Consider the following 21,715-nt stretch of genomic DNA (forward strand, 5'->3'; position numbering starts at 1 on the left):
CTCCCTAGCGGGGCGGATCTTAGCTCTCGTGAGTCCAGTCGCGCACGGTGCCGACGAACTCTTCAATGAGGTCTTCAAGAGTGACGATTCCCAGCAACAGCCCGGAATCGCGAACCTGCGCCATATGAGCGTTGCGTCGACGCATCGTGCGCATAGCATCATCGAGTGACTGCTCTGCGGCGATGGTGGTCAGCGGTCGAATGGCCGACTGGGGCACGCGCTCGTCCGGAGTAGCCTCGCGGGCAACCATGCGGTCGAGGACGTCCTTAACGTGGATATACCCGATAAACGTCGTTCCGGCCTCATTGATAACGGGGAAGCGTGAGAATCCTGTAGCGTTCACTGCCTCATTGAGCTCACCCAAGGTGGGTGCCATAGAGAAGGTATTGACCTCCGATAGCGGAATGAGAACCTCACGCACATTGCGAGCATCTGAATGCAGAGCCATGTTTAAGCGAGCGTGCTCTTCGGCATCAAGCAATCCCTCAGAGCGCGATTCTGTAATCATGGTTGCAAGTTGCTCAGGATCCACGATCGAATCCAGTTCATCGCGCTGCTGGATACCGAACGCCTTTAACGTATGACCCGCGATCCAGTTCATCGCGATGATAAAGGGCCTGGTGATCTTCACGAACAACAAATGGGTTGGGACCAACAGCATTGCCACGGTCTCGGGGCCAGCCAGGGCAATATTTTTGGGCACCATTTCGCCGAGGATGATGTGTAAGAATGTTACTAACAGCAAAGCGATGCCGAAGCTTAAGGGATGCAGCATGCCATCCGGCAAGCCCAGAGCATGCGCCGGGGCTTCGATAAGGTGAGCGATGGCAGGCTCGCCAACTTTACCGAGAATCAACGAAGCGATCGTGATACCCAACTGAGCGGCAGCGAGCATCATCGATAGCTGCTCCGAAGCCTTAATGACGGTGCGGGCCCGACCCTTTCCTTGGGCTACAAGCGCTTCCAGGCGGTCGCGGCGAGACGAAATAAGCGAGAATTCAGCCGCGACGAAGAACGCATTAACCAACAGCAACAGTGGGACCATGAGCAGGATCATTGGTAATCCTTCACATAGTCATGGGCTTCGTCTTCACTCATGGGCGTCAAAACGCACTTATCGATGCGACGCCCATCCATCAGCGTTACTCGGGCAATCCAGCGCCCCTGAATGCCGGACTCAAACTCGTCCATGCTGTCGCGGTCCGTTTCTGGCAACAGCACAACGTCCCCTGCCTTAGGGATGCGACCGAGGCTCGCCATAATCAAACCTCCCAGGGTTTCATACGGCCCCTCGGGGGCGTAATAGCCGACCTTCTCACTGAGCTCATCAACACGGACAAGGCCGGCAATTTCCCAGCTGGCACCGACGCGGAGAAAATCGCGTTCCGCCTCGGCATCATCATGTTCGTCGTAGACCTCTCCGAGGATTTCCTCCACCACGTCTTCGATGGTGACAATGCCGGCTGTGCCACCGTACTCGTCGGCAACTAGGGCCATCTGGCTACCGGCCTTACGCACAACGGCGAGCACCGCGTCCCCATCCAAACTCGCTGGCACCTGTGGGACAGGGCGCGCAAACTGCACAGCAGGGGTGCGGCTACGGCTGGCCTTCGCCACGCCGAAAGCATCCTTGACGTGAACAACGCCGATTGTTGCGTCGAGGTCCCCATCGATCACCGGGAAACGAGAGTGGCCAGTGTCCAAGGCGAGCTCCAGAAGATCCTGAACGCTGGCGGCGGCATCAAGTGTTTCGATTTTCGCACGCGGCGTCATGAAATCTTCGGCAGATTCCTCACCGAACTTCAGGCTCCGATCCAGCATGGCTGCCTTGGCCTTATCCAACCCACCATGCTTGGCAGAATTGCGCACCAAGGCACCCAACTCTTGAGCACTTCGGGCGCTGGCTAGCTCCTCTGCAGGCTCTATACCTAGCTTGCGAACCAACGCATTAGCAGCGGCATTAAGCAGACGCACAAAACCAGCGAACACCACGTTGAACAAGTGCACGGGCCGGACAGTCAGGCGGGCGGCCGCAAGTGGATCCGTGATAGCCATGTTCTTGGGAACAAGCTCGCCGTAGACCATGGACAACAACGTGGCAATGATCAACGCTAGGACAAGGGCAACCGGACGTGCAGCCTGATCACTCAGCCCACTGAGCTCCAACACGGGGGTGAAGAATCGGCTAAGAACCGGCTCGGCAAGGTAACCGGTCGCTAGGGTAGTGATAGTGATACCCAGCTGTGCGCCGGACAGCTCGAAGGACAGGTTGTTGTGGGCCTTCTGGATTGCCAGGGCGGTGCTGTCGCCGGTGTCGCGGACGTGATTATCAATCTGCGAGCGCTCGAGGCCGGTCAGGGCAAATTCGATCGCGACAAAAAAGCCAGTAGCAGCGGTCAACGCTACGAAGCCTACAAGCGCGAGAATGCTTAGAAAAATGTCCATGGTGAAACAACAACCACTTTGAAAAGTGAACAGGTCGGGGAGCCTGTCATCGTGGTTTCTTGCTCCTTCTGCGGCTAGTGCTGCGCTGGCTGTTGCGGTCGCGGGTACCACCGCGTCGTCTCTGTTGCTGTTCCTTGGGCTGATCCGCCGCAATGCTGCGCTGCGGACGTCCTGTGCTGCTGGTAGGTTGCGGACCGAGCTTGTCGATCAGCTTATTTAATGACGCCGCGTCGATGTCGGCAGCGTTCACGCCCGCGCTACGCAGCAACGCAGTGACCGCTTCGACTTGATCGTCCATAACAAGGGTGGCGACGATACCGGCAGTGCCGGCTCGGGCCGTGCGCCCCGCGCGGTGGAGGTAGGACTTCTTTTCCGCGGGGGGATCAATGTGTACCACCAGGGACACGTCAGAAATATCAATCCCTCGAGCCGCAACATCCGTGGCGACGAGGACAGTGGCACGACCGGAGCTGAAATCTTCAATGGCCCTGGTGCGGGTGTTTTGTCCTTTGTCACCGTGGAGGGCGACAGCGTTGACCCCATTGCGGGTGATTTTTTTCAGCTGTCGATCAACCGCATGCTTGGTGCGCATGAACATGATGACTTTTGCACCACGAGCGGAGGCATCGATAGCTAGCTGTTCGACGGCAGCATTACGTGAGGGGCGATCCCCCACGCGGATGGTGACATGTTCCATGGTGTCAACGGAGGCCTCAACCGCAGCGGTGGAATGCTCCACCGGATTGTGCATGAACTCCTTAACCAGTTTCCCGACATCCCCGTCGAGGGTGGCGGAAAACAACAGCCGCTGCCCCTGGGAGGGGGTTAAGCGCAATAGTTTGCGCACTTGGGGGAGGAACCCCATGTCGGCCATCTGGTCGGCTTCGTCAAGCGCGACGATGCTGACTTGATCCAGCCTGAGGATTTTTTGGTCGATGAGGTCCTGAGCCCTACCGGGCGTGGCCACCAGAATGTCCACGGGGGAGGCCAATGCGGTGATATGACGTTTGATGTTGACACCGCCGACAACCTCCAGCACCCGCAGGCCCATCGCAGCCGCAGGATCATCCAACCGCTGCTTTACCTGCGCTGCTAATTCACGGGTGGGCACGACGATGAGCCCCCGCGGAGCCCCGGGGCGGGACACCCCGGATCCGGCCAAGCGGGCAATCATGGGAAGGCCGAAAGTAAAGGTCTTGCCCGACCCCGTGGGGCCTCGGCCCAGCACGTCGCGCCCCTCGAGGGCATCAGGTATAGCAGCAGCTTGAATATCGAAAGCGTCCTTGATGCCAAGGGCGCTCAGGCTATGACATACCGCGACTGGTAGACCGAGTTCAGAAAAAGTAGTCACTAGGACGTCTCGACCTCACTGCGGTCGCCGCTCCACAAAGTGTGGAAATGTCCTTGCGTATCCACACGCTCATAGGTGTGCGCGCCAAAGAAATCGCGCTGGCCCTGAATCAGCGCGGCCGGCAGTCGCTCCGCGCGAAGACCGTCGTAGTAGGACAAGGAGGACGCAAATACCGGAATCGGCAGGCCACGCTCGGTGGCTGCGACCACGATGCGGCGCCAAGAGTCCACCAGGTTAGTCATCTCACCATTAAAGTACGGATCGAGCAGCAGAGACTCTAGATCACCGTTCGCATTGTAGGCATCGACGATGCGGTTGAGGAACTTCGCGCGGATGATGCAACCACCGCGCCAAATGGTAGCGAGGTCACGCGGGTCAACATCCCAACCGTGCTCTGCAGAACCAGCCTTGATTTCGTCAAAGCCCTGCGCGTAGGCCACCAACTTAGAGGCATAGAGTGCTCGGCGAACATCTTCGATGAAGGCGTCGCGATCAGGCACTGCGCGGGTATCGAGTGTGCCCGAGGGGAGGTTACCGATGGTCGCTTCCCGCATAGTCCGGGCACCAGACAGTGCACGTGCAAACACGGCTTCACCAATACCAGTGACCGGAATGCCCAGGTCCAGGGCCGCCTTCACGGTCCACCGACCGGTGCCTTTTTGCCCCGCGGCGTCAACAATCACATCAACCAGAGGCTTACCCGTACGTTGGTCTACTTGATCCAGAACCTCGGCGGTGATTTCCACTAGATAAGAGTCAAGATCGCCGGCATTCCACTCGCGGAACACGGCGGCGATTTCCTTAGGCTCTAGGCCGGCGGCGTAGCGAAGCAGGTGGTAGGCCTCGCCAATGACCTGCATGTCCGCGTACTCGATACCGTTGTGGACCATCTTCACGAAGTGACCGGCACCGTCGGGGCCGATATGGGTGCAGCAGGGGGTGCCGTCGACTTGCGCCGCAATAGACTCCAGCAGCGGCCCCAAGGATTCATAGGATTCAGCGGGGCCACCAGGCATGATCGACGGGCCGTTGAGGGCGCCTTCTTCACCGCCGGAGATACCAGCGCCGACGAAGTGAATGCCGCGCTCTGACATCGCCGCTTCGCGACGGATCGTGTCAGTGTAGAGGGAATTGCCGCCATCGATGATGATGTCTCCGGGCTCCATCGCGTCTGCGAGCTGCTCGATCACGGCGTCAGTGGCTTTACCGGCCTGCACCATGATCAAGGCCCGGCGCGGGCGTTCCAAGGACGCCACGAAAGCCTCAATACTGTCGGAGGCAACGAATGCGCCTTCGGAGCTGTGTTCCGCCATGAAGCGTTCAGTTTTGTCGAAGCTGCGGTTGTACACTGCGACGGTGTGTCCGTGACGTGCGAAGTTACGGGCAATATTAGAGCCCATAACTGCAAGTCCGACAACACCGATCTGCGCAAGTTGGTCAGTCATGCGTCCAATCCTAGTAGGGTGGTCGTGTGAAAGAGAATAAGGCGGATAAAGGCAGCGAAAACCTCTCCGAGATGCTTGGGGTGCTAGCTCGGTGTGCAGCCCCGGGGGCCAAGCCTGCCACTGTAGCTGAGTTGGATGTTCTTAACGCCGGATTTGCTGGGCCGGAACAGTGGTTGGGGTTGCGCTACACATCGATTAGTAGTGAGCGGGTGGAAGCATCGATGGTGGTGCAGCAGTGTCACATGCAGCCGTGGGGTGACGTGCATGGTGGTGTGTACGCGATGTGCGCTGAGTCTGTGGCCTCTATCCTTGCGACGATGGGGGCGATTGCCGCTTCTAAGACTCATGCCGTGGGGGTGACTAATTCCACCGAATTTCTCACACCCGTTCGTTCTGGTGTGCTTGATGTTGTCGCCACACCGGTGCGCCAGGGTTATGTTTCTTCACTTATTGACGTCGCGATGTTCCAGCGTGACAAGCTTGTTGCGGTGTCGCGGGTGCGGACTATTCAAAAGCCCACGCAGCAGGCGCACGGCCGCTAAGAAGGCCGTGGTGTGGGGCGGGAGCCGAAAATCGCGCTGCCGATCCTCACACAGGTTGCGCCGTGGGCAAGCGCGAGATCAAAGTCATCACTCATCCCCATGGACAGCTCTTGGACCTCGGAGTACCCCTGATCGAGTAGTGATTGTTGCAGCGACTGCATGCGCTGGAAACAGGCCGCTGTTGCAGCATCACCAGCAAGAGCTCGGTTGGCAGCCACCGTCATCATTCCGATGACCTCCAAGCGGTCGAATTCACGCAGTGCATCCAGCAGGGGTGCGACGTCAGCAGGAAAGACACCAGATTTTTGGGTCTCGCCGCTGCTATTAACCTGAATCATAACTTTCAACGTGCGCCCGAAGCGCTCCAACTGCTTATTGAGCTCCGCGGCAAGCTCGAGGCTGTCGAGAGCTTGGAATTCATCAGCCCACTGAGCGACATACTTAGCTTTGTTGCGCTGGAGCTGGCCAATGGCAACCCAGTGGGGGTGTCTATCTTGCTCGGCGCAATCTTGGGCTTTATCGCGTAGCTCCTGCGGGCGATTTTCCCCAAAGCACTCCATGCCTGCATCCATGGCAGCGACGAGCACATCGCTGGGGTAGGTCTTAGACACCGGCAGAACACGCACCTGCGACGCCCGAGGCCCCGCGGCGTCATTAATTTTTTTCTTTATAGCAGCCAGTTGATGACGCAGATGCCCAACGCGGAAGTCATGAACGGCCTGGCGAGTGATAGCTTCGGGATCCTCAGCCTGCATCAGAGAACGAACCATCGCGCACCCTGCGACGCCCATGCCCGCCAGGGCTTCAACATCGTTCGGGGTGACATCGCCGATAGCAACGATCGGAAGATCAGTGGCGGCCACCAAAGGGCCATAACCCTCCAAACCCAGGGGGCTGCGGCCGGAATCTTTTGTCGGGGTCGGGCGGAAAGGACCCGCACCCACATAATCCAACACCCCCGGGTGCTGCGAGTGGAAAGCCTGCGCCTGTTGCACCAACTCTAATGTGCCCGTGGTCAAACCAATGATCGCATCGGGACCCAACAACGCACGAGCCGCGAGGGGATCAATATCGGATTGGCCAATATGGACACCGTGGACTTCAGCTCCCCGGAAACGCGCAGCATAGGCGACGTCCACACGGTCATCGACCAGGACCCGAGCTGAAGGATTAGCCTCGTGCACTGCATCAGCCACCCGCACCACCAGGTCGGTGTACGCCCGGGCATCACAGTTTTTCAGACGCACCTGAATCATCCCCGCACCACCACGGGCGCACGCCGCTGCAGTGTCCACAGTGTGGGCGTCATCGCCGGAAGTCACCAGGTACACAGACAAAGCGGAGGGATCGAAACGGGGTGTCGAAAAAGAAGTCACGGTATAGACCCTATCTGGACGAGATAGAAAAACGCTTGAAGGAACCCCGGCTGCCGTCGTAGCGCAATAAACCCGGAGCAGGTGAGGTCCCGGACACGACTTTGATGGCCTCTGCTGCCATGAGGCTGCCGATCACACCGGTGGTCGAGGATAAAACGCCGCGTTGAGCGGGATCCGCAGGTGTGCTCGGGGGTTCAGGATAAAGGTCACGAAGGCACGGGCCAACTCGACCGTCTGGATCTATCCAATTGAACACTGCCACTTGGCCTTCGTGTCCCAAAACAGCACCCAATACCAGAGGAATGCCAAGCTCAGCGGTGATATCGCCGGCTAGGAAACGCGTATCAAAATTATCTGATCCGTCGATCACGAGATCGACGCCGGCACACAGGTCCGCTGCACGGTCGGCGGAAAAACGACCCACCGAGCGCAGCGTGCACTCTGGCGCCAAGCCGGATAAACGTTCAACAGCCAGCTCAGCCTTCGGCCGCCCAATATCGTGGACGCGGTACAAGGTCTGACGCTGCAGATTGGAAACGTCGACCGTGTCGGTTTCGCAAATATCAATGGCTCCGATGCCAGCCGCAGTCAATGCAAGCAAACAAGGGGATCCGAGGCCCCCAGCGCCAATCATTAACACTTTTGACGCGTGCAGACGGCGTTGTGCCTCGTCACCAATGAGCACGCGGTTGCGCTCGGTTCGGGCGTACTCTGCCTCACTAAGACCACTGGTGGGGGAGGAAGCGTCCGTCATGAAAGGACCTCATCAGCCCACGCGCGCCCTTCCATCGGCGAGGATGCTACAGCATGCACACGTTTGGGGATGCGTCCAGCACTGCGAGCGAGCAGGCCGGCTTCCACAGATTTCCGCATCGCCCGAGCCATGTCCACAGGGTGAGCACATCGTGTCACTGCGCTGGCAAGAAGAACGGCGTCGCAACCGAGCTCCATCGCTAGGGCCGCATCGGAGGCCGTGCCCAGTCCGGCGTCAAGGATCACCGGTAGCTCTGGGTGCTCGGAAGCAATGAGTTCGATGTTGTGCGGGTTGAGAACGCCCAAGCCAGTTCCAATCGGCGCGCCAGCAGGCATGATAGCTGCCGCGCCGGCGCTGGCTAGACGACGGGCAACGATGGGATCATCATTGGTGTAAGCCAACACTTTGAATCCATCCATTGAGAGGCGTTCGCAGGCATCGACGAGCTCGAGCACATCGGGTAACAGAGTGTCGTCGTCCGCGATGACCTCTAGCTTCACCCAATCGGTGCCGAGTGCTTCGCGCGCGAGTTTTGCCGTGAGCACAGCATCGCGTGAGGTATGACAGCCAGCTGTATTGGGTAGAACATCGACTCCAAGACGAGACAGCATGGAAAACAGGCTCTCTGCTTGGCTTGGCTGGTAGCGACGCAAGGCGACGGTCGCGATTTGCGCACCGGAAGCAACCAAAGCGTCTTCCATAATGTCCATGCTTGTCATGCCGCCGGTGCCCAAGAGGAGGCGAGAATGATACTCTCGGCCGGCTAACATCCACGTGTCTGCTGCTGGGCCGGTTGAGGGGGAATTCATGAACACTAGCCTCCTTGAACAGCGCTGAGGATTTCGACCTCGTCGCCGTTGCTTAGCGCGCGATCCCAATCTGTGCGGCTGACAACGTCATCACCCACGGCTACTGCCACGCCTTCCGGGTGCTCACTGTTGACGTAGGCCCGCACGAGGGCACCGACGGTAGTAGATGCGGGAAGTTCAACGGCTTCACCATTGACAGTGATGGCTATTGTTGCGGTTCTTGCTTCACTCATAATGCTTACTTTAACTGCCCGCATAGTTCCAGTGCCCGCACGTCCGCAGCGTCCAGCTCAGAATCCGTCCCTAGCAGCAGAGCAGAGCCCAGTTGAGCGCCGAGCGCGGAAAGCAAAATGCCGTGTCGGAAATATCCGGTCGAGACGACGGTGCCGCTGGGGGCGTGTCGGAAAATGTAGGGCATATCGTGGGGAGTGCCTGGGCGAGCACCGCATCCGACCTCGGTGATGTCGCAGTCCCTCACGGATGGCACAATGCGGGCAGCATCGCGCAGCAGATCTAGGACGCCACCGGCCTGGGGGAGATCCCGTCCGTCTTCTCGGCTTGTCGCGCCGATGACGAGTTCGCCACTCGTCCTGGGAACCACGTAGACGGGTCGGTCGTTGACGAAGCCACGGACCACGCGCTGGAGGATGGGGCGGTGAATAGCTGGAACATCAAGGCGCATGATCTCGCCGAATACCGGACGCAGAGGCAGTTCGAGACCCAGGGACGAGAGGATGGAGCTAGCGCCCAAACCCGCGCAGACGATGGAACTCGGGCCGAGGTCTTCATCGGTAGCCGGTCGCGACTCGAAGTCCACAACGCCGCTTGATTTCAGAGCATCAATGAGCGCAGAGCACCACTGTCGAGGGTTGATTTGGAAATCATCGGGGATACTCACCACGCCGCTGATGTTAGGGCTGAGCGCTGGTTCAAGACGCCGCGCTTCGCTGAGCGTCAGCATGTCGGCACGGCGGGTAAAAGAGTGCTGATAGTTCAACAGGTCGTGAAGGTGCTGGCGGTCTGCGGCATCGGCTGCAGCGACGAACGTGCCTTCGGTGTTGTAACCGGTGTCGACGTTGGTGTTTTTTTGTACCGAATCCACGAGTTTTGGATAGAGCTCCATGGAACGAACCATCAGTTCCACCAGCTCATCCTGCTCGAACTGCATTTCTGCGGTAGGGGCGAGCATACCGGCAGCCCAGTGGGACGCCCCAGAGATGGGCGCCGGATCAATAATGCTGATGCGAGCGGTTGGCTGGGCGCGGTGCAGCATCCACGCCGTGGACAGGCCAATGATTCCCGCGCCAATTACCTTGTAGGCGGGGGCGGTGCTAGGCACGTTTAAACACCTCGGTGAAAAACTCGGAGGGATTGATCGAAGAACTCACGTTCGTAGATGCACGCCGTGAGATACGCAGATGTCGCCTCGTGGCGTTGCTCTGGGCTGGCTTGCTCCAGTGCATATTCGACTCGTTCAATCGCCATACGCACATCTTGGGTGAAGTCGTCACCAGAGTACATATCCAACCATGCGGCGTAGGGATGTTGAGGATGGTTGCGGCTGCTCAAATGCGTGCCGACTTCGGCGTACAACCAGTAGCAGGGGAGGGTAGCCGCTGCGGCCACCGCGTAGTCACAGGTAGCGGCGGTCGCCACGAGGAAGTTCGTGTAGCCGAGCGTTACATGAGAGGGGCCTTGCGTCGTTGGGCGGGTGGCCAGCCACTGGCGGTGCAGTTCTGCCTCCGCGACCAGACAGTTGTGCGCGTCCTGGGCCCATGCTGCTTGGTCATCGGGGCGTCGTGCTGAAGATGCAACCATGGCTAGCGCGCGGGAGTACTGGTTGAGATACAGCGCGTCCTGTGCGAGATAGAAGCTGAATGATTCCTCCGACAGCGTGCCCTCCCCAAGGGCCGTGACGAAGGGATCGGAGATGATTGCTTCCCACACCGCCTTGGACAGATCCCACAGACGCTGCGTGTGGGGGCCTGCGGCTGCAATGCTGTTGGGAACGGACTGTCCAGCGCTGGAACCGAAGCGCTCATCGTCGACATCGATAGTGCTGAGATCCAGAGAGTAGTCAAGATGCGGCCACGGTGTGCACTCTGCAGCCTCGGCAAGTCGCCGTGCCCGAGCGCTGTGGTCGACAGGGCCATGGCCTTGTCCCACCTTCAGTGCGCTACCTCCAACGATGGCTTCCCTTAGCCATGCTGTGGACCAGCGCAAGGCAGCTTCAGCGTCTTCCCCGGAAGCAAGGCGCGTAGCCAAGGCAGAAGAAAGGGAACAGCCAGTTCCGTGGGTGCAGGTGGTATCCACCCGCGGGCTGTGCACGATCACAGGATCCTTGGCACGCGACACCACGACGTTGCCCGCATCCGCAGAATCAAGGTGGCCGCCCTTGACGATCACTGTAGTACCGTGCGCGTTGGCAAAAGCCTGGGCCTGTTCGATGGCTTCGTCCAAGGTGGCTGCGGGCGAATTACCCGTCAGCACAGCTAGTTCGGGAATGTTGGGGGTGATTACGTCCACAGTAGCTGCGAACTCGGATAGTGCTTGTTCAGCATCGGGGCTCAGCAGGCGGTCGCCGGAGGTAGCCACCATCACCGGATCCAGCACAACTACAGGCACAGGGTGAGCCTGCAGATACCCGCGAACCGCGTCGATGGTTTCGCAGTCGCCCAGCATTCCGATTTTGACGCCGTCCACCGCGACGTCATCAAAAACAGCGTCGAGCTGCTCAATCAAAAAGGACACCGGGGGCGCATACACCTGGCGAACACCGCAGGTATTTTGCGCAACCAGCGCGGTCGTCGCTGCCATAGCGTAGCCGCCGGCAGCGGAAATAGATTTGATATCGGCGTGGATGCCGGCGCCGCCACTCGGGTCGGTACCGGCGATGGACAGGACGCGAGCGATGGGAGCGCCGGTTTGTGGGGTTTGTGGTTGCACTGGATTCACGACAGCGAGCTTAGTAGCGGCATCGTAGTGGTGCAGTAGTGGTAATGAAAAAGCGGCCCACCCGCATGGGATGGACCGCTCAGCACACCCCCATTGAGGGGTAAGGGTGGGGTTAGTCCTTGTTCAGAATCTTCTTGAGCGCGAAGCGACGGTTGTCCTTCACCTCAATCGGAGCGTCAGCACCCGGGCTGCTCAGCTCATCAAGCAACGCAATAGCGTTGCGTGCATGCAACTGCTGGCGGGTGGTGGTCAGCTGCCAACGGTTGCGGGACAGCACGTTGAGGCCCCACGACACAGCAGAGACTAGACGGTTGCGGAAGCCCACGAGGAACATCAAGTGAACCGCTAGCCACAGGACCCAACCGATAAAACCGGTGACCTCGACCTTGCCCAACTTCACCACAGCAGAGAATCGAGACACGGTCGCCATGGAGCCCTTGTCGAAGTATTCGAACTTCTCGCGCTCTTCGACGGAGCGGCCCTCGGCCTCTTCTGCAATATTTTCGGCCACGTACTCGCCCGTTTGAATAGCGACCTGAGCCACACCGGGCAGACGGTCGAGGCTCATCATGTCGCCAATGATGAAGACGTTGGACTTGTCTCCGACAGAGCAGTCGGGATTGACCGGAACACGGCCGGCACGGTCAACCTCAACACCGCACTGATCGGCCACGAGCTTGCCCAGCGGAGAAGCCTGGACACCGGCAGACCAAATCTTGCAGAAGCTGTCGATGGTTTCGACAGAATCATCCTTGGTGGACTTGAACGTCACGGAGCTGTCGGTCACATCAGTAACAATGCTGTTGAGCTTGACGGTGACGCCGAGCTTCTCAAGCTGTCGCTGAGCGTTACGGCCGAGACGCTTACCGAACGGCGGGAGCACTTGGGGTGCACCATCGAGGAGGATGATCTTCGCAGAGGAAGGATCAAAGTTGGAGTACTCGCCTTTGAGAGTACGGTGAGCCATTTCGGCTAGCTGACCAGCGAGCTCAACACCGGTGGGTCCGGCGCCAACGACGACGAAGGTCAGGAGCTTCTCGCGCTGTGCAGGATCGTTGCACAGTTCTGCGCGTTCGAAAGCGCCGATGATTCGGGCACGGATTTCCAGGGCGTCATCAATGGACTTCATGCCCGGCGCGAACTGTGCGAAGTGGTCATTGCCGAAGTAGGACTGGTTTGCACCGGCGGCGAGAATGAGGGAGTCGTAGGAGTAGCTGCGGGTGAAGTCACCGAGCTGGGTGGTGACGACCTGCTTGTCGACGTCGATGTCGACGACTTCGCCCTTCACCACGTGTGCGTTGTCCTGCTTTTTGAGGATTTGGCGGGTGGAGGGGGCAATTTCACCGGCGGAGAGGATGCCGGTTGCTACCTGGTAGAGCAGAGGTTGGAATAGGTGGTGGTTGGTGCGGTCGATGAGGGTGACATCAACGTCGGCGTCGGCCAGGCGATGAGTCGCGAACAGGCCTCCGAAACCGGAGCCGATGACGACGACGTGGTGGCGTCCGCCGTCGGGGCGGGTCGCTTCGATGGGTGCCTGATTGTCGCTCATAGGTTGAGTGTGCTCCTTTTAAACAAAGTGTGTGAGTCCCCGGTGGTTTGGTTTCCAGATGGACCTCAGGGGTGCGTGTATGTATCGTAACGACCTCGCGTGCAAAAATCACACTGGAGGCTGTGGGCTGCTCCGGGTGTCGACCGGGTTGTGGCTGGGATTGGCATTAGCCTGGTGGGTTATGAGTCTTCGAGGGTCTGCGCGCGGTGCACGGTTTTCGCATGTGCAGTTCGTTGATGCTGAGGATTGGCCTGAGATTGTGGGGGTTCCTTCTGGGTGGCGGATGAGGCGTCGCGCCTTGAAAGCTGAGGCTGCTTTTGCTGCCGCGTGCTCTGACGCGGGCTTGTTGCTTGACGATGATGGTTCGCGCCCTGCGGATCTTGTGGTTGAGCATGATGCTTTGTTTGCACGTATTGCTGCGCGTGGGTGGTTGGGTTTGGCTGAGGGCTTTATGGCGGGGGAGTTCGTTGCGCCGGATTTGGTGTTTGTTTTGAAGCGTTTGATTGCGGGTGGGTATAGGCCGCTGGGGCGTCGCGAGGGGCGTGGGTTCGCTGTGGGGCCGGCGGTGGTTGATATTCCGCGTGAGCTTGCTGTGTTGAGTAGTCCTCGTGGGGTGGAGGTTCCGCAGCTGCATGGGGGAATGTTCGCTTCGGGTGTGTCGACTACTTCGCGTGTTGACGTCGCGGGGGTTGCGGTCGATCGCACGGTTATGGGTGCGCCGGTGGGGGTGTGCCGTGAGGATTTGGTGGATGCGCAGGCTCGCACGTTGGAGTTTTTGCTGGATGCGGGGCGTGTTGGTCGGGGGTCGCGGGTTGTGCATATGCCTGCGACGCATGCCGGTGTGGCGGCGTATGCGGTGGACCGTGGTTTTAGCGTGGATGCGCTGTGTGCAAGTGATGAGAGCGCCGACGATGTGGCGAATTACCGTTTGTCGTTGCCGCCAGCGTCGCGGCGTCGGGTATCGGTAGAGGATATTTCCGGGGCATATCCTGGCCCTAGTGTGTGGCAGCCTGGGTGGCGTGGGGGTTTTGACGCCGCGGTGAGCGTGGATGTGTTCGACAAGTTGGGTGCGGATCGGGCGAAGTATGTGGCTTCTATTGATTCGATGGTGGCTCGTGGCGGTCGGGCGGTGTTGTCGACGTTAGTGAGCCGTGCGGCGGCGGCGCATGGTGCGTCGCGCAGTGCAGTGCATCCGGCGTTGTCGGTGATTGCTCAGTACTTGTGGCCGGGTTTTCAGCCACCGACTATTGAGCAGATACACGAGGTAGTGTCGGAGCATTCGTCGCTTAGTGTGGTTGCTGAGGCGCACTATGGTGCGCATGTGGAGCTCAGCGTCAGACTGCAGCGCGAATTTTTTGAGGGGTGCCTACGGGAGGCTGCCGCGGCCGGCTATGACGCGGTGTTTCGGCGCTTGTGGTTTTTCTATTTGTGTGTGCTTGAGGCTTGCTTGAGTGCAGGGGAGTTGGACGCCGCGGTTTTGACGTTGGCGCGCCGCAGTCGCCAAAGCTGAATGGACATAGGGACAGCAACGGTGAGTAATCCTGCGGCGATAAACCAGTGCATGTAGCGTTCTACCAGGGGTATTTCGCCGAGGAAGTATCCAAGGGTAGGAAGCGTGGTACCCCATGCGATGCTGCCGATGATGGAATAGAGGGTGAAGGCTTTGCGATTCATTCGGGAGAATCCAGCCATGACAGGGGTGACGGTGCGCACGACAGCGATGAACCGCGCGAGCAGTACTGTGGCGGGCCCGAAGCGATCAAAAAAGTGGTTGGTTTTGTCGATGTATTCCGGGCCGATCCATTGGGCGACGCGGGTGCGCATAATCGCTGGGCCGACACGTTTGCCGATGGTGTAGCCGACTTGGTCACCGATAATGGCGCTGATGGGAATTCCAAGCATCAACGCCCATAGTGGAGCAAAAGGTTCGGGTGCTGACGCCATGATGCCGGCAGTAAACAGCAGGGTGTCCCCAGGGAAGATGAAGCCTATGAGCAGGCCCGTCTCCATGAAAACTATGGCGTATATTCCCGCGAGCCCGAAGGTCGACAGCAGGGTGGAAACCTCAAACACTTCCGTGTCAACCTTTAGGGGCTTACCACCGGGCGAGAGGCCCGCTCAAGCACAGTAGCGATGGATTCGTAGGGAAGGTCGAGAGTCATCTCAAGTCCCATCTCGCAGGTGCGGTTGTCCGATACATAGGCATCGAATTCTACGCCTTCGAGGGAGCGGGCTTGTTCTCGGGTCGCAGATTCCACTAGCTCAGGGTGGAGTAGTCCACGATCACCAGCGGTTCCGCAGCATGTTGCACCTTCGGGAACGACCACCTCATTGGCTACTTTGTCGAGGATGGACACCATGGTTTCCGTCAAACCCATGTGCTCGACTGAACAGTTGGGGTGAACCGCCACACGTTGCACCGGTTGCGTCAGGGGAAGATAGTCCATGACCTCTTGATCAAGCCACTCGATGGTGTCGAGGATGCGTACGGCCGCGAACTGCTGCTTGAGGTCGCCGTCGAGTGCTTTTGGTACTTCCGCTAATAAACCGTGCGTGCAGGACGCAGCGTCGACGACGACGGGCAAAGTCCCATTGTCGGTCCAAGAGATGAGATCCTGGGCGATTTCTTGGGCTTTCTCTTTGAAGCCCTCGGTGTAGCCCTTCGATGACCAAGGTGTGCCACAGCACGAGCCAGCAACATCACCTGGAATCCACACTGGGCGACCCGATCGGCGCCCCAGAGCGACGATAGCCTCGGGTACTTCCACGCGGTCAGCTGGTGCGTGAGCAGATATACCAAAAATTCGGTTGATACACGCGGGGAAGTAGACCGCAGTCGCGCCCGAACGGTCCGTGTCGGGCAGACGGGAAGCCGCCGCAGGCAGATCGCCAGGGACCGTCGGGAGAAGATCGTTGTTGATCAGGCTGCGCGCAGCATTAGCGACGGTCGCGAGAGTTTTGGACCCGGTCAGCTGCTGAACAGCATAAGCGGCCTTCACGGCTCCGCGTGCGGCCTTTTCCAACGTGGCGTAGTTTTTCGCCGCGTTAATGCCAGCCTTCTGAGCGCTGTCACTGTGCTCGTGAGCACGCATGTCCTTCATCACCTTGCCGGTGTTAATGCTCACAGGGCAGGGGATTGCGCACGTGCCGTCGGCCGCGCACATATCCACGGCATCATATTGAAACTCTTCCTGCAGCTGGTGCAGAACCTTGGAGCCTTCCGGCTGACGCGCCATTTCGCGACGCAAAACAATGCGCTGACGCGGCGTCACCGTGACATGGCGTGAAGGGCACACCGGTTCGCAGAAACCGCACTCGACGCAGGCGTTAATTTCTTTTTCAACCTTCGGGAAAGACTTGAAGTTCTTCAGGTGGATGTCCTCGGTGCGGGTCAGTTTGACCTCGGGTGCGAGGATGCCGTGGGGATCGATGAGGTTTTTGAGCTCCCACATGATATTCCAGGCGACATCGCCCCATTCGCGCCGAACATACGGGGCCATGTTGACACCGGTACCGTGCTCTGCCTTGAGCGAACCGTGGTACTTGTCGATCACCAGCTCGGCCAGATCGTCGATAAAGTTGGCGTAGTGCTCGACCTCTTCGGGTTCCGTCAGCCGGGGGAACATTGAAAAGTGGAGGTTGCCGAACGCCGCGTGGCCCATGACCAGCGGGGGATAGTCGTATTCGGTGAGCAAATTGAGAAGGTCGGCGCTAGCATCACCGATGTCTTCGGGAGCAAAACACACGTCTTCCGTGATGTAGGTGCTTCCATCCGGGCGGCCAGCACCAAACAGGCCGAACAGGCCACTGCGGATCTGCCAGGCCCCGCGCATACCTTTTTCGGTCTTGTCGAACACGGTGGGTTCCAAGAGCTCTGCGTCGGCGAGTACTGATTGGGTGCGTGCGATGGCCTCGTCGAGTTCTTCGTCGGTGGCGCCACCAACCTCGAGCAAGAGGGCGGCTGCGTCATCGCCAAGATCGGACCAGTGCTGCTTGGCGGCCGGGAAGTTGCCGACCGCATCGCGCAATACCGGAGCTACGAGTAGCTCGCAGGCTTCAGCTCCAGCCTGAACGAGGGCGTGGACGTATGACGCCGCGTCACGCAAGCTCGGCAGCATCACCCAGGCCACAGCCTTGTGGCGGGGCAGCTTGACGGTGCGGATGACAGATTCGGTGATCGCGCCGAAAATGCCCTCCGAAGACACCAACAGCCGCATGAGCATACGGGTGGGGGAGTCTTCGTCGAGGAAGGCATCAAGGCGCAAACCGTTGGTGTTGCGGATGGTGAATTTCTTGCGGAGAAACGCGCTGAGCTCAGCGTCGCTCCGAATGCGTTCGGCGATATCCACCAGGCCCTGGTATAGCTGCGGTTCGGCGGCCTTAAGGTCGGCGTCCGCAGTGGGGGAGGTGGTGTCCACAATGGTGCCTGAAGGCAACACGAAGGTGGCATCTTCGAGTGTGTGGTAAGAATCGCGGTCGACGGAACAGCGCATGCCGCCGGAGTTGTCGGCCAAGACACCACCGATTGTGCACACAGAGGTGGAACCGGGGTCTGCACCAATCATGTAGCCGTGGCGGCTCAACACTGCCTGTGCATCACCGAGGATGACCCCCGGCCGCGACCACAGGCGCTCGCCGCCGTCGAGGACCCGCATGCCGCCGAAATGGGTTTTGAGATCCATCAGGATGTCATCAGTGATGGACTGACCGTTAAGAGAGGTGCCTGCAGAACGGAACACGATGTGTCGGCCATTGTCATTAGCCCACTGCACGACGGCGGCGATGTCTCGGGCATCGCGAGGACGGACAACCACCTGAGGGATAAGCCGGTAGGCGCTCGCATCTGAGGCGTAGCGCACCAAGTCGGAAATGCGGTGCAGCACATTGTCGGCGCCCACAAGGTCTGAGAGAGCCTTAACCGTCGCGGCGTCAGTACCCTTGAAGCGATCCTCCGGGACAGCATCTAATTGGGGAGTGGAACCCGCCGGTCGGCCGATGTGACGTGGAGATGGAGTGCCTAGCTTTTTCACACTGTGCAGTTTAAATGATGGTGGCGCGGCGCACAGGCGAGTATCACCTGAGCACCGCTTCCGGGAGCCCTAAATTTCGGTCATGTCAGCACCGCGAGTCTCGGGCATTAAGCGAATAGCGATCAGAGAAATGATGCAGACGATCACCAGGTAGTAACCGACGGAGGCGACGCCGTAGGTCTTGTTCAGGTAGGTGGCCACAAACGGGGCGATAGCGGCACCGAGGATCGAACTGACGTTATATGCAATGCCCGAACCGGTGTAGCGAACGTTGGTGGGGAAGAGTTCGGGGAGAACCGCAGACATCGGGCCGAAGATCAAACCCATGATGAACATGCCGATGAGCAAGAACATTAAGACGCTGAACTCTGTAGCGCGGTCGGTGCCCAGGAACAGTGGGAAGGACAGACCGAAAGCGATCATGATCACTGACACCGCGGTGAGGGTGGTTTTACGGCCACGGGTATCTGCGAGGCGGCCGGCAAGGGGGATGCCAACGAGGAAGGCGAAGATGGTGACAAGCTGGATTTTAAGGAAGTCGATGTAGGGGATTCCGAGACCAACGCCGGCCTCTTTGTTACCGATGCCGAAGGACAGGATCCAGGTCGTGATCAGGTAGAACATCGTGTAGCACGAAACCATCACGAAGGTGCCGATGACCAGAGGCGTTGCGGAGGTTTTGAAGACGGTGGCCAGGGGCATGCGGACCTTCTTGCCACTGTTGACCGCAGTAGTGAACACGGGGGTTTCTTCAAGCTTGAAGCGGACATACAACCCGACGATGACCATTACGGCGGACAGCAGGAAGGGGATGCGCCAACCCCACTCCATAAAAGCACCGGTGGTTTCACCGTTGGTGTGGCCAAGCGAGCTCACCAGAACGAGGAACAGGCCATTGGCGGCTAGGAATCCGAAGGGTGCGCCTAGTTGTGGCCACATAGCGGCCCATGCGCGCTTTCCGTGGTCGGCTGTTTCTGTGGCTAGCAGTGCTGCGCCAGACCATTCACCGCCAAGGCCCAAGCCTTGGCAGAAACGCATTAAAGCCAGTAAGGCGGGGGCGGCGAGGCCGATGGTGCCGTAGGTCGGCAGGCAGCCGATGAGGAAGGTGGCGATACCCATGGTGAGCAGTGAGCCGACGAGGGTTGCTTTGCGGCCGATGCGGTCACCAAAATGTCCGAACATGACGGAGCCCAGCGGGCGGCCGAGGAATGCTAGCCCGAATGTTGCGAAGCTAGCCAAGAGGCCGACGGTCGGGTCTTCATTTTTGGGGAAGAACATGAATGGGAAGACCGCGACGGCTGCGGTGGCGTAGGCGTAGAAATCGTAGAACTCGATCGTGGTGCCGATCGTCGAGGCAATGATGATGCGCCGCTTGGTTGTCGCGTCTAGTGGGGTTCGCTTGTTTGCGTGTGGCTGCTGTTGGGTTGCCGCCTCAGTCGGTGTGGTTGTGGTGTGATTCGTTGACATGGTGGACGATGGTAGCAAGAAAAGTCCACAATGTGAAAACCTTGTCCTGTGTTGCGGGAATTAGCTGTTGTTTAAGTGTCGTGTGGCGGCTGAGGGTGGGTGTCGCTGGATGCTGGACCTCTGGTGGGGAGGGGGTTGATAATTCTTGAAATGACATAATGTACATTATCGGCTAAATAGATGAAATGGTGTTATGCACGGCGTTTGCTCCCAACCGCCGTGCCCCTAGGCCTTCTCATGTGGCGCCTCGCCGCTACACCTTCTCTAGGGTCAGCCTGATGTTGAGCTCGCCCTGTTCGTCGATCACTGCGGCCACAAACTCTGGTGTCTGAACGTCAAAGTCCAAACGGTTGATCGGCACGGTCCCGCCGATGATCACTCGATTACCCGTGCGCAAAATGTCCAACGGTGCATCGACGTTCTTGCTCACCCCGTGGAGCGTCAGCACGCCCGGCACTGTAACGTGTCCCACAGTTCCATCTTCTGTGATGCCGTCAATCGACACGGGCTTATCGACGGCAAAAACTGCTTCGGGATAATCCTCGGTGTGTAAAATCCCCCGGCGCACATTGATATCTCGCTTTTCGACATCCGTTTCGAGTGTGTCCATTGCGACCACGATTTTGGCTTGGGTCAGCTGTGTGCCCGTTACCGTCACTGTGCCTGTTACGTCATGTGTGGAGCCCGAGGTGTCTTTATCTTCACCGGGCAAAATTTCATGGAAGGTGTAACCCACCGAGGTCATATTCGCGCCGCTGCCGTGGATGACTTCCCACGTGCCCTCCATGTCGGTGCTCGCGGGCAGCGCGCCGTCGGTGTGGATCTCCCCCGTCTTGATGCCTGTGCTTGTCAGCGCCTTGTAGACGACTGGGCCGACGCTCGCGAATGCCAACAATACGATGGCGACGATGGTCAGGACAACGAAGGGTGAACGGGACACAGGCTTCATAAGCAACTAGTTTAAACCCCCGTTCGGACAACAGAGGCCTTGACCTAGCGTTGGGCGTGGTGTTCAGCGGAATGCGCCAGCCGGATAAGCTCTTTGGCTAGCACGGTGAGCTCATCGGTGTCGGCGCCGTCTTCGATGGCTGTAAGAATGTCCTCTGCGCCGCAGCGAAGCTCAAACAAGGCGTCGCCTAATGCCCGCGATGCACCAACAGTGGCGTGGGCTGTGACCGCCGTGGCCTGTTGGGCGTCTGCGGCGGCCTGCGGCTGTCCGGTGGCGGGATCAGTGCCCGTGGCATCCTTGCGCACGATGAGGAGGTTTCGGCGCTCGTAGGCGCGTTGTTTACAGGAGTTACTGCAGTATTTCTTTCTGCGGCTCGCAGCTGGATCGAGCTCTTTGCCGCACCATTGGCAAAAGGCCGGTGCGCTGCTTGCCTGGCTACTGCGCTTCTTGGGCGATGACGTCGGCTGGGTTGCGGTCGCAGCGGACGTGTCTGCGGCGGTGGGTTCGGGCGTGCTCACACACCGCACTATAGCGCACGGTGGTACAGTGGTCACTTGTTGTTTAAGGAGGAGACACTTTGGCAGATCGAGTTCTTCGCGGTAGCCGCATGGGCGCCGTGAGTTATGAAACAGACCGCGATCATGATTTGGCCCCCCGCCAGATGGTTCGCTACCGCACCGATAACGGCGAAATTTTCGAGGTGCCTTTCGCTGATGACGCTGAAATTCCCAGCGAATGGTCGTGCAAGAACGGCATGACAGGCACCCTCATGGAGGGCGAAGGCCTAGAAGCCAAGCCGGTGAAGCCTCCGCGTACCCACTGGGATATGCTGCGTGAACGCCGCAGCATTGAAGAGCTCGATGAGCTCCTGGAGGAGCGCATCGAAAATCTACGCAAGCGCCGCCGTAATGCAGCCCGCCTGCTGAAGCAGCAGCAAGAGGAAGCCACCGCAGCGCAGGTGGAAGCTTCGAAGTAGCTAGAAGAAGTAGCTTGAAACAGAAAAGTTCCCTCACGGCCTGGTGTCTGTGAGGGAACTTTTTTAT

The 21,715-nt window shown here is 59.1% G+C and carries 19 protein-coding genes and 1 pseudogene; 3 read left to right on the forward strand and 17 right to left on the reverse strand.

Translation table 11 applies throughout. The features are described from left to right. Positions 1–19: 19 nt before the first annotated feature. Genes CARG_RS04455 through gndA form a run of 4 tightly spaced genes read right to left on the reverse strand, consistent with a single transcriptional unit; the run spans position 20 to position 5,241 of the window. Positions 20–1,057 carry a hemolysin family protein gene (locus CARG_RS04455; RefSeq protein WP_020976208.1) on the reverse strand — a complete coding sequence of 346 codons (1,038 nt, stop codon included), beginning with the start codon at positions 1,055–1,057 and terminating at the stop codon, positions 20–22. Continuing rightward, positions 1,054–2,445 (reverse strand): hemolysin family protein, encoded by a 1,392-nt coding sequence (locus CARG_RS04460; protein ID WP_020976209.1) that lies wholly within the window; start codon positions 2,443–2,445, stop codon positions 1,054–1,056. Before CARG_RS04460 ends, CARG_RS04455 begins: the two co-directional genes overlap by 4 nt. Positions 2,446–2,491: 46 nt before the next feature. Continuing rightward, positions 2,492–3,796 carry a DEAD/DEAH box helicase gene (locus CARG_RS04465; protein WP_020976210.1) on the reverse strand — a complete coding sequence of 435 codons (1,305 nt, stop codon included), beginning with the start codon at positions 3,794–3,796 and terminating at the stop codon, positions 2,492–2,494. Then, positions 3,796–5,241, reverse strand: coding sequence for an NADP-dependent phosphogluconate dehydrogenase (gndA, locus tag CARG_RS04470; RefSeq protein ID WP_020976211.1), 1,446 nt, complete (start codon positions 5,239–5,241; stop codon positions 3,796–3,798). Before gndA ends, CARG_RS04465 begins: the two co-directional genes overlap by 1 nt. Before the next feature lie 26 nt (positions 5,242–5,267). Here gndA and CARG_RS04475 point away from each other — a divergent pair, with 26 nt between their 5' ends. Then, positions 5,268–5,783 (forward strand): PaaI family thioesterase, encoded by a 516-nt coding sequence (locus tag CARG_RS04475; protein ID WP_020976212.1) that lies wholly within the window; start codon positions 5,268–5,270, stop codon positions 5,781–5,783. Here the strand turns inward: CARG_RS04475 and CARG_RS10065 are convergent. The 8 genes and pseudogenes from CARG_RS10065 to CARG_RS04510 form a co-directional block, all read right to left on the reverse strand. After that, positions 5,780–6,514, reverse strand: coding sequence for a YggS family pyridoxal phosphate-dependent enzyme (locus tag CARG_RS10065; RefSeq protein WP_268750376.1), 735 nt, complete (start codon positions 6,512–6,514; stop codon positions 5,780–5,782). The two genes, CARG_RS04475 and CARG_RS10065, sit on opposite strands and share 4 nt — an antisense overlap. Further along, positions 6,488–7,120, reverse strand: a pseudogene (locus tag CARG_RS10455) (thiamine phosphate synthase); the annotation flags it as partial. The gene CARG_RS10065 and the pseudogene CARG_RS10455, both read right to left, overlap by 27 nt. A 49-nt stretch (positions 7,121–7,169) precedes the next feature. Beyond that, positions 7,170–7,913, reverse strand: coding sequence for a HesA/MoeB/ThiF family protein (locus CARG_RS04485; protein WP_020976214.1), 744 nt, complete (start codon positions 7,911–7,913; stop codon positions 7,170–7,172). Next, positions 7,910–8,683, reverse strand: coding sequence for a thiazole synthase (locus CARG_RS04490; protein WP_236620178.1), 774 nt, complete (start codon positions 8,681–8,683; stop codon positions 7,910–7,912). The genes CARG_RS04485 and CARG_RS04490 overlap by 4 nt, the downstream gene beginning before the upstream one ends. A 44-nt stretch (positions 8,684–8,727) precedes the next feature. Beyond that, positions 8,728–8,955, reverse strand: coding sequence for a sulfur carrier protein ThiS (gene thiS / locus CARG_RS04495; protein ID WP_020976216.1), 228 nt, complete (start codon positions 8,953–8,955; stop codon positions 8,728–8,730). 5 nt (positions 8,956–8,960) lie between these two features. Beyond that, complete coding sequence (gene thiO / locus CARG_RS04500) at positions 8,961–10,061, reverse strand: glycine oxidase ThiO (protein ID WP_020976217.1); 1,101 nt, start codon at positions 10,059–10,061, stop codon at positions 8,961–8,963. Positions 10,062–10,063: 2 nt separating this feature from the next. After that, positions 10,064–11,677, reverse strand: coding sequence for a bifunctional hydroxymethylpyrimidine kinase/phosphomethylpyrimidine kinase (locus tag CARG_RS04505; protein ID WP_020976218.1), 1,614 nt, complete (start codon positions 11,675–11,677; stop codon positions 10,064–10,066). Positions 11,678–11,789: 112 nt separating this feature from the next. Further along, positions 11,790–13,226 (reverse strand): NAD(P)/FAD-dependent oxidoreductase, encoded by a 1,437-nt coding sequence (locus CARG_RS04510; RefSeq protein ID WP_020976219.1) that lies wholly within the window; start codon positions 13,224–13,226, stop codon positions 11,790–11,792. Positions 13,227–13,407: 181 nt separating this feature from the next. Here CARG_RS04510 and CARG_RS04515 point away from each other — a divergent pair, with 181 nt between their 5' ends. Next, a complete protein-coding gene (locus CARG_RS04515; RefSeq protein WP_041746981.1) occupies positions 13,408–14,736 on the forward strand; it encodes a class I SAM-dependent methyltransferase in 1,329 nt (442 codons plus the stop codon). On the opposite strand, the gene CARG_RS09840 is transcribed toward CARG_RS04515, so the two are convergent. The 5 genes from CARG_RS09840 to CARG_RS04540 all read right to left on the reverse strand — a co-directional run bounded on the left by CARG_RS09840 (position 14,649) and on the right by CARG_RS04540 (position 21,190). Beyond that, on the reverse strand, positions 14,649–15,299 hold the full coding sequence (locus tag CARG_RS09840) for a DedA family protein (RefSeq protein WP_081761606.1): 651 nt from the start codon (positions 15,297–15,299) through the stop codon (positions 14,649–14,651). The genes CARG_RS04515 and CARG_RS09840 overlap by 88 nt on opposite strands. Positions 15,300–15,313: 14 nt before the next feature. Next, positions 15,314–18,256, reverse strand: coding sequence for an FAD-binding and (Fe-S)-binding domain-containing protein (locus CARG_RS04525; RefSeq protein ID WP_020976222.1), 2,943 nt, complete (start codon positions 18,254–18,256; stop codon positions 15,314–15,316). A gap of 69 nt (positions 18,257–18,325) precedes the next feature. Then, positions 18,326–19,723 carry an MFS transporter gene (locus tag CARG_RS04530; protein WP_020976223.1) on the reverse strand — a complete coding sequence of 466 codons (1,398 nt, stop codon included), beginning with the start codon at positions 19,721–19,723 and terminating at the stop codon, positions 18,326–18,328. A 253-nt stretch (positions 19,724–19,976) separates the two neighbouring features. Continuing rightward, the gene (locus CARG_RS04535; protein ID WP_020976224.1) at positions 19,977–20,672 is read right to left on the reverse strand and encodes a YceI family protein; all 696 of its coding nucleotides are present in this window, start codon (positions 20,670–20,672) and stop codon (positions 19,977–19,979) included. A 44-nt stretch (positions 20,673–20,716) separates the two neighbouring features. After that, positions 20,717–21,190 carry a hypothetical protein gene (locus CARG_RS04540; protein ID WP_020976225.1) on the reverse strand — a complete coding sequence of 158 codons (474 nt, stop codon included), beginning with the start codon at positions 21,188–21,190 and terminating at the stop codon, positions 20,717–20,719. Positions 21,191–21,249: 59 nt separating this feature from the next. On the opposite strand from CARG_RS04540, the gene CARG_RS04545 reads away from it, so the two are divergent. After that, complete coding sequence (locus CARG_RS04545; RefSeq protein ID WP_020976226.1) at positions 21,250–21,648, forward strand: RNA polymerase-binding protein RbpA; 399 nt, start codon at positions 21,250–21,252, stop codon at positions 21,646–21,648. The last annotated feature ends 67 nt before the right edge of the window (positions 21,649–21,715 follow it).

It is taken from the genome of Corynebacterium argentoratense DSM 44202, assembly GCF_000590555.1.
Taxonomy (GTDB): domain Bacteria; phylum Actinomycetota; class Actinomycetes; order Mycobacteriales; family Mycobacteriaceae; genus Corynebacterium; species Corynebacterium argentoratense.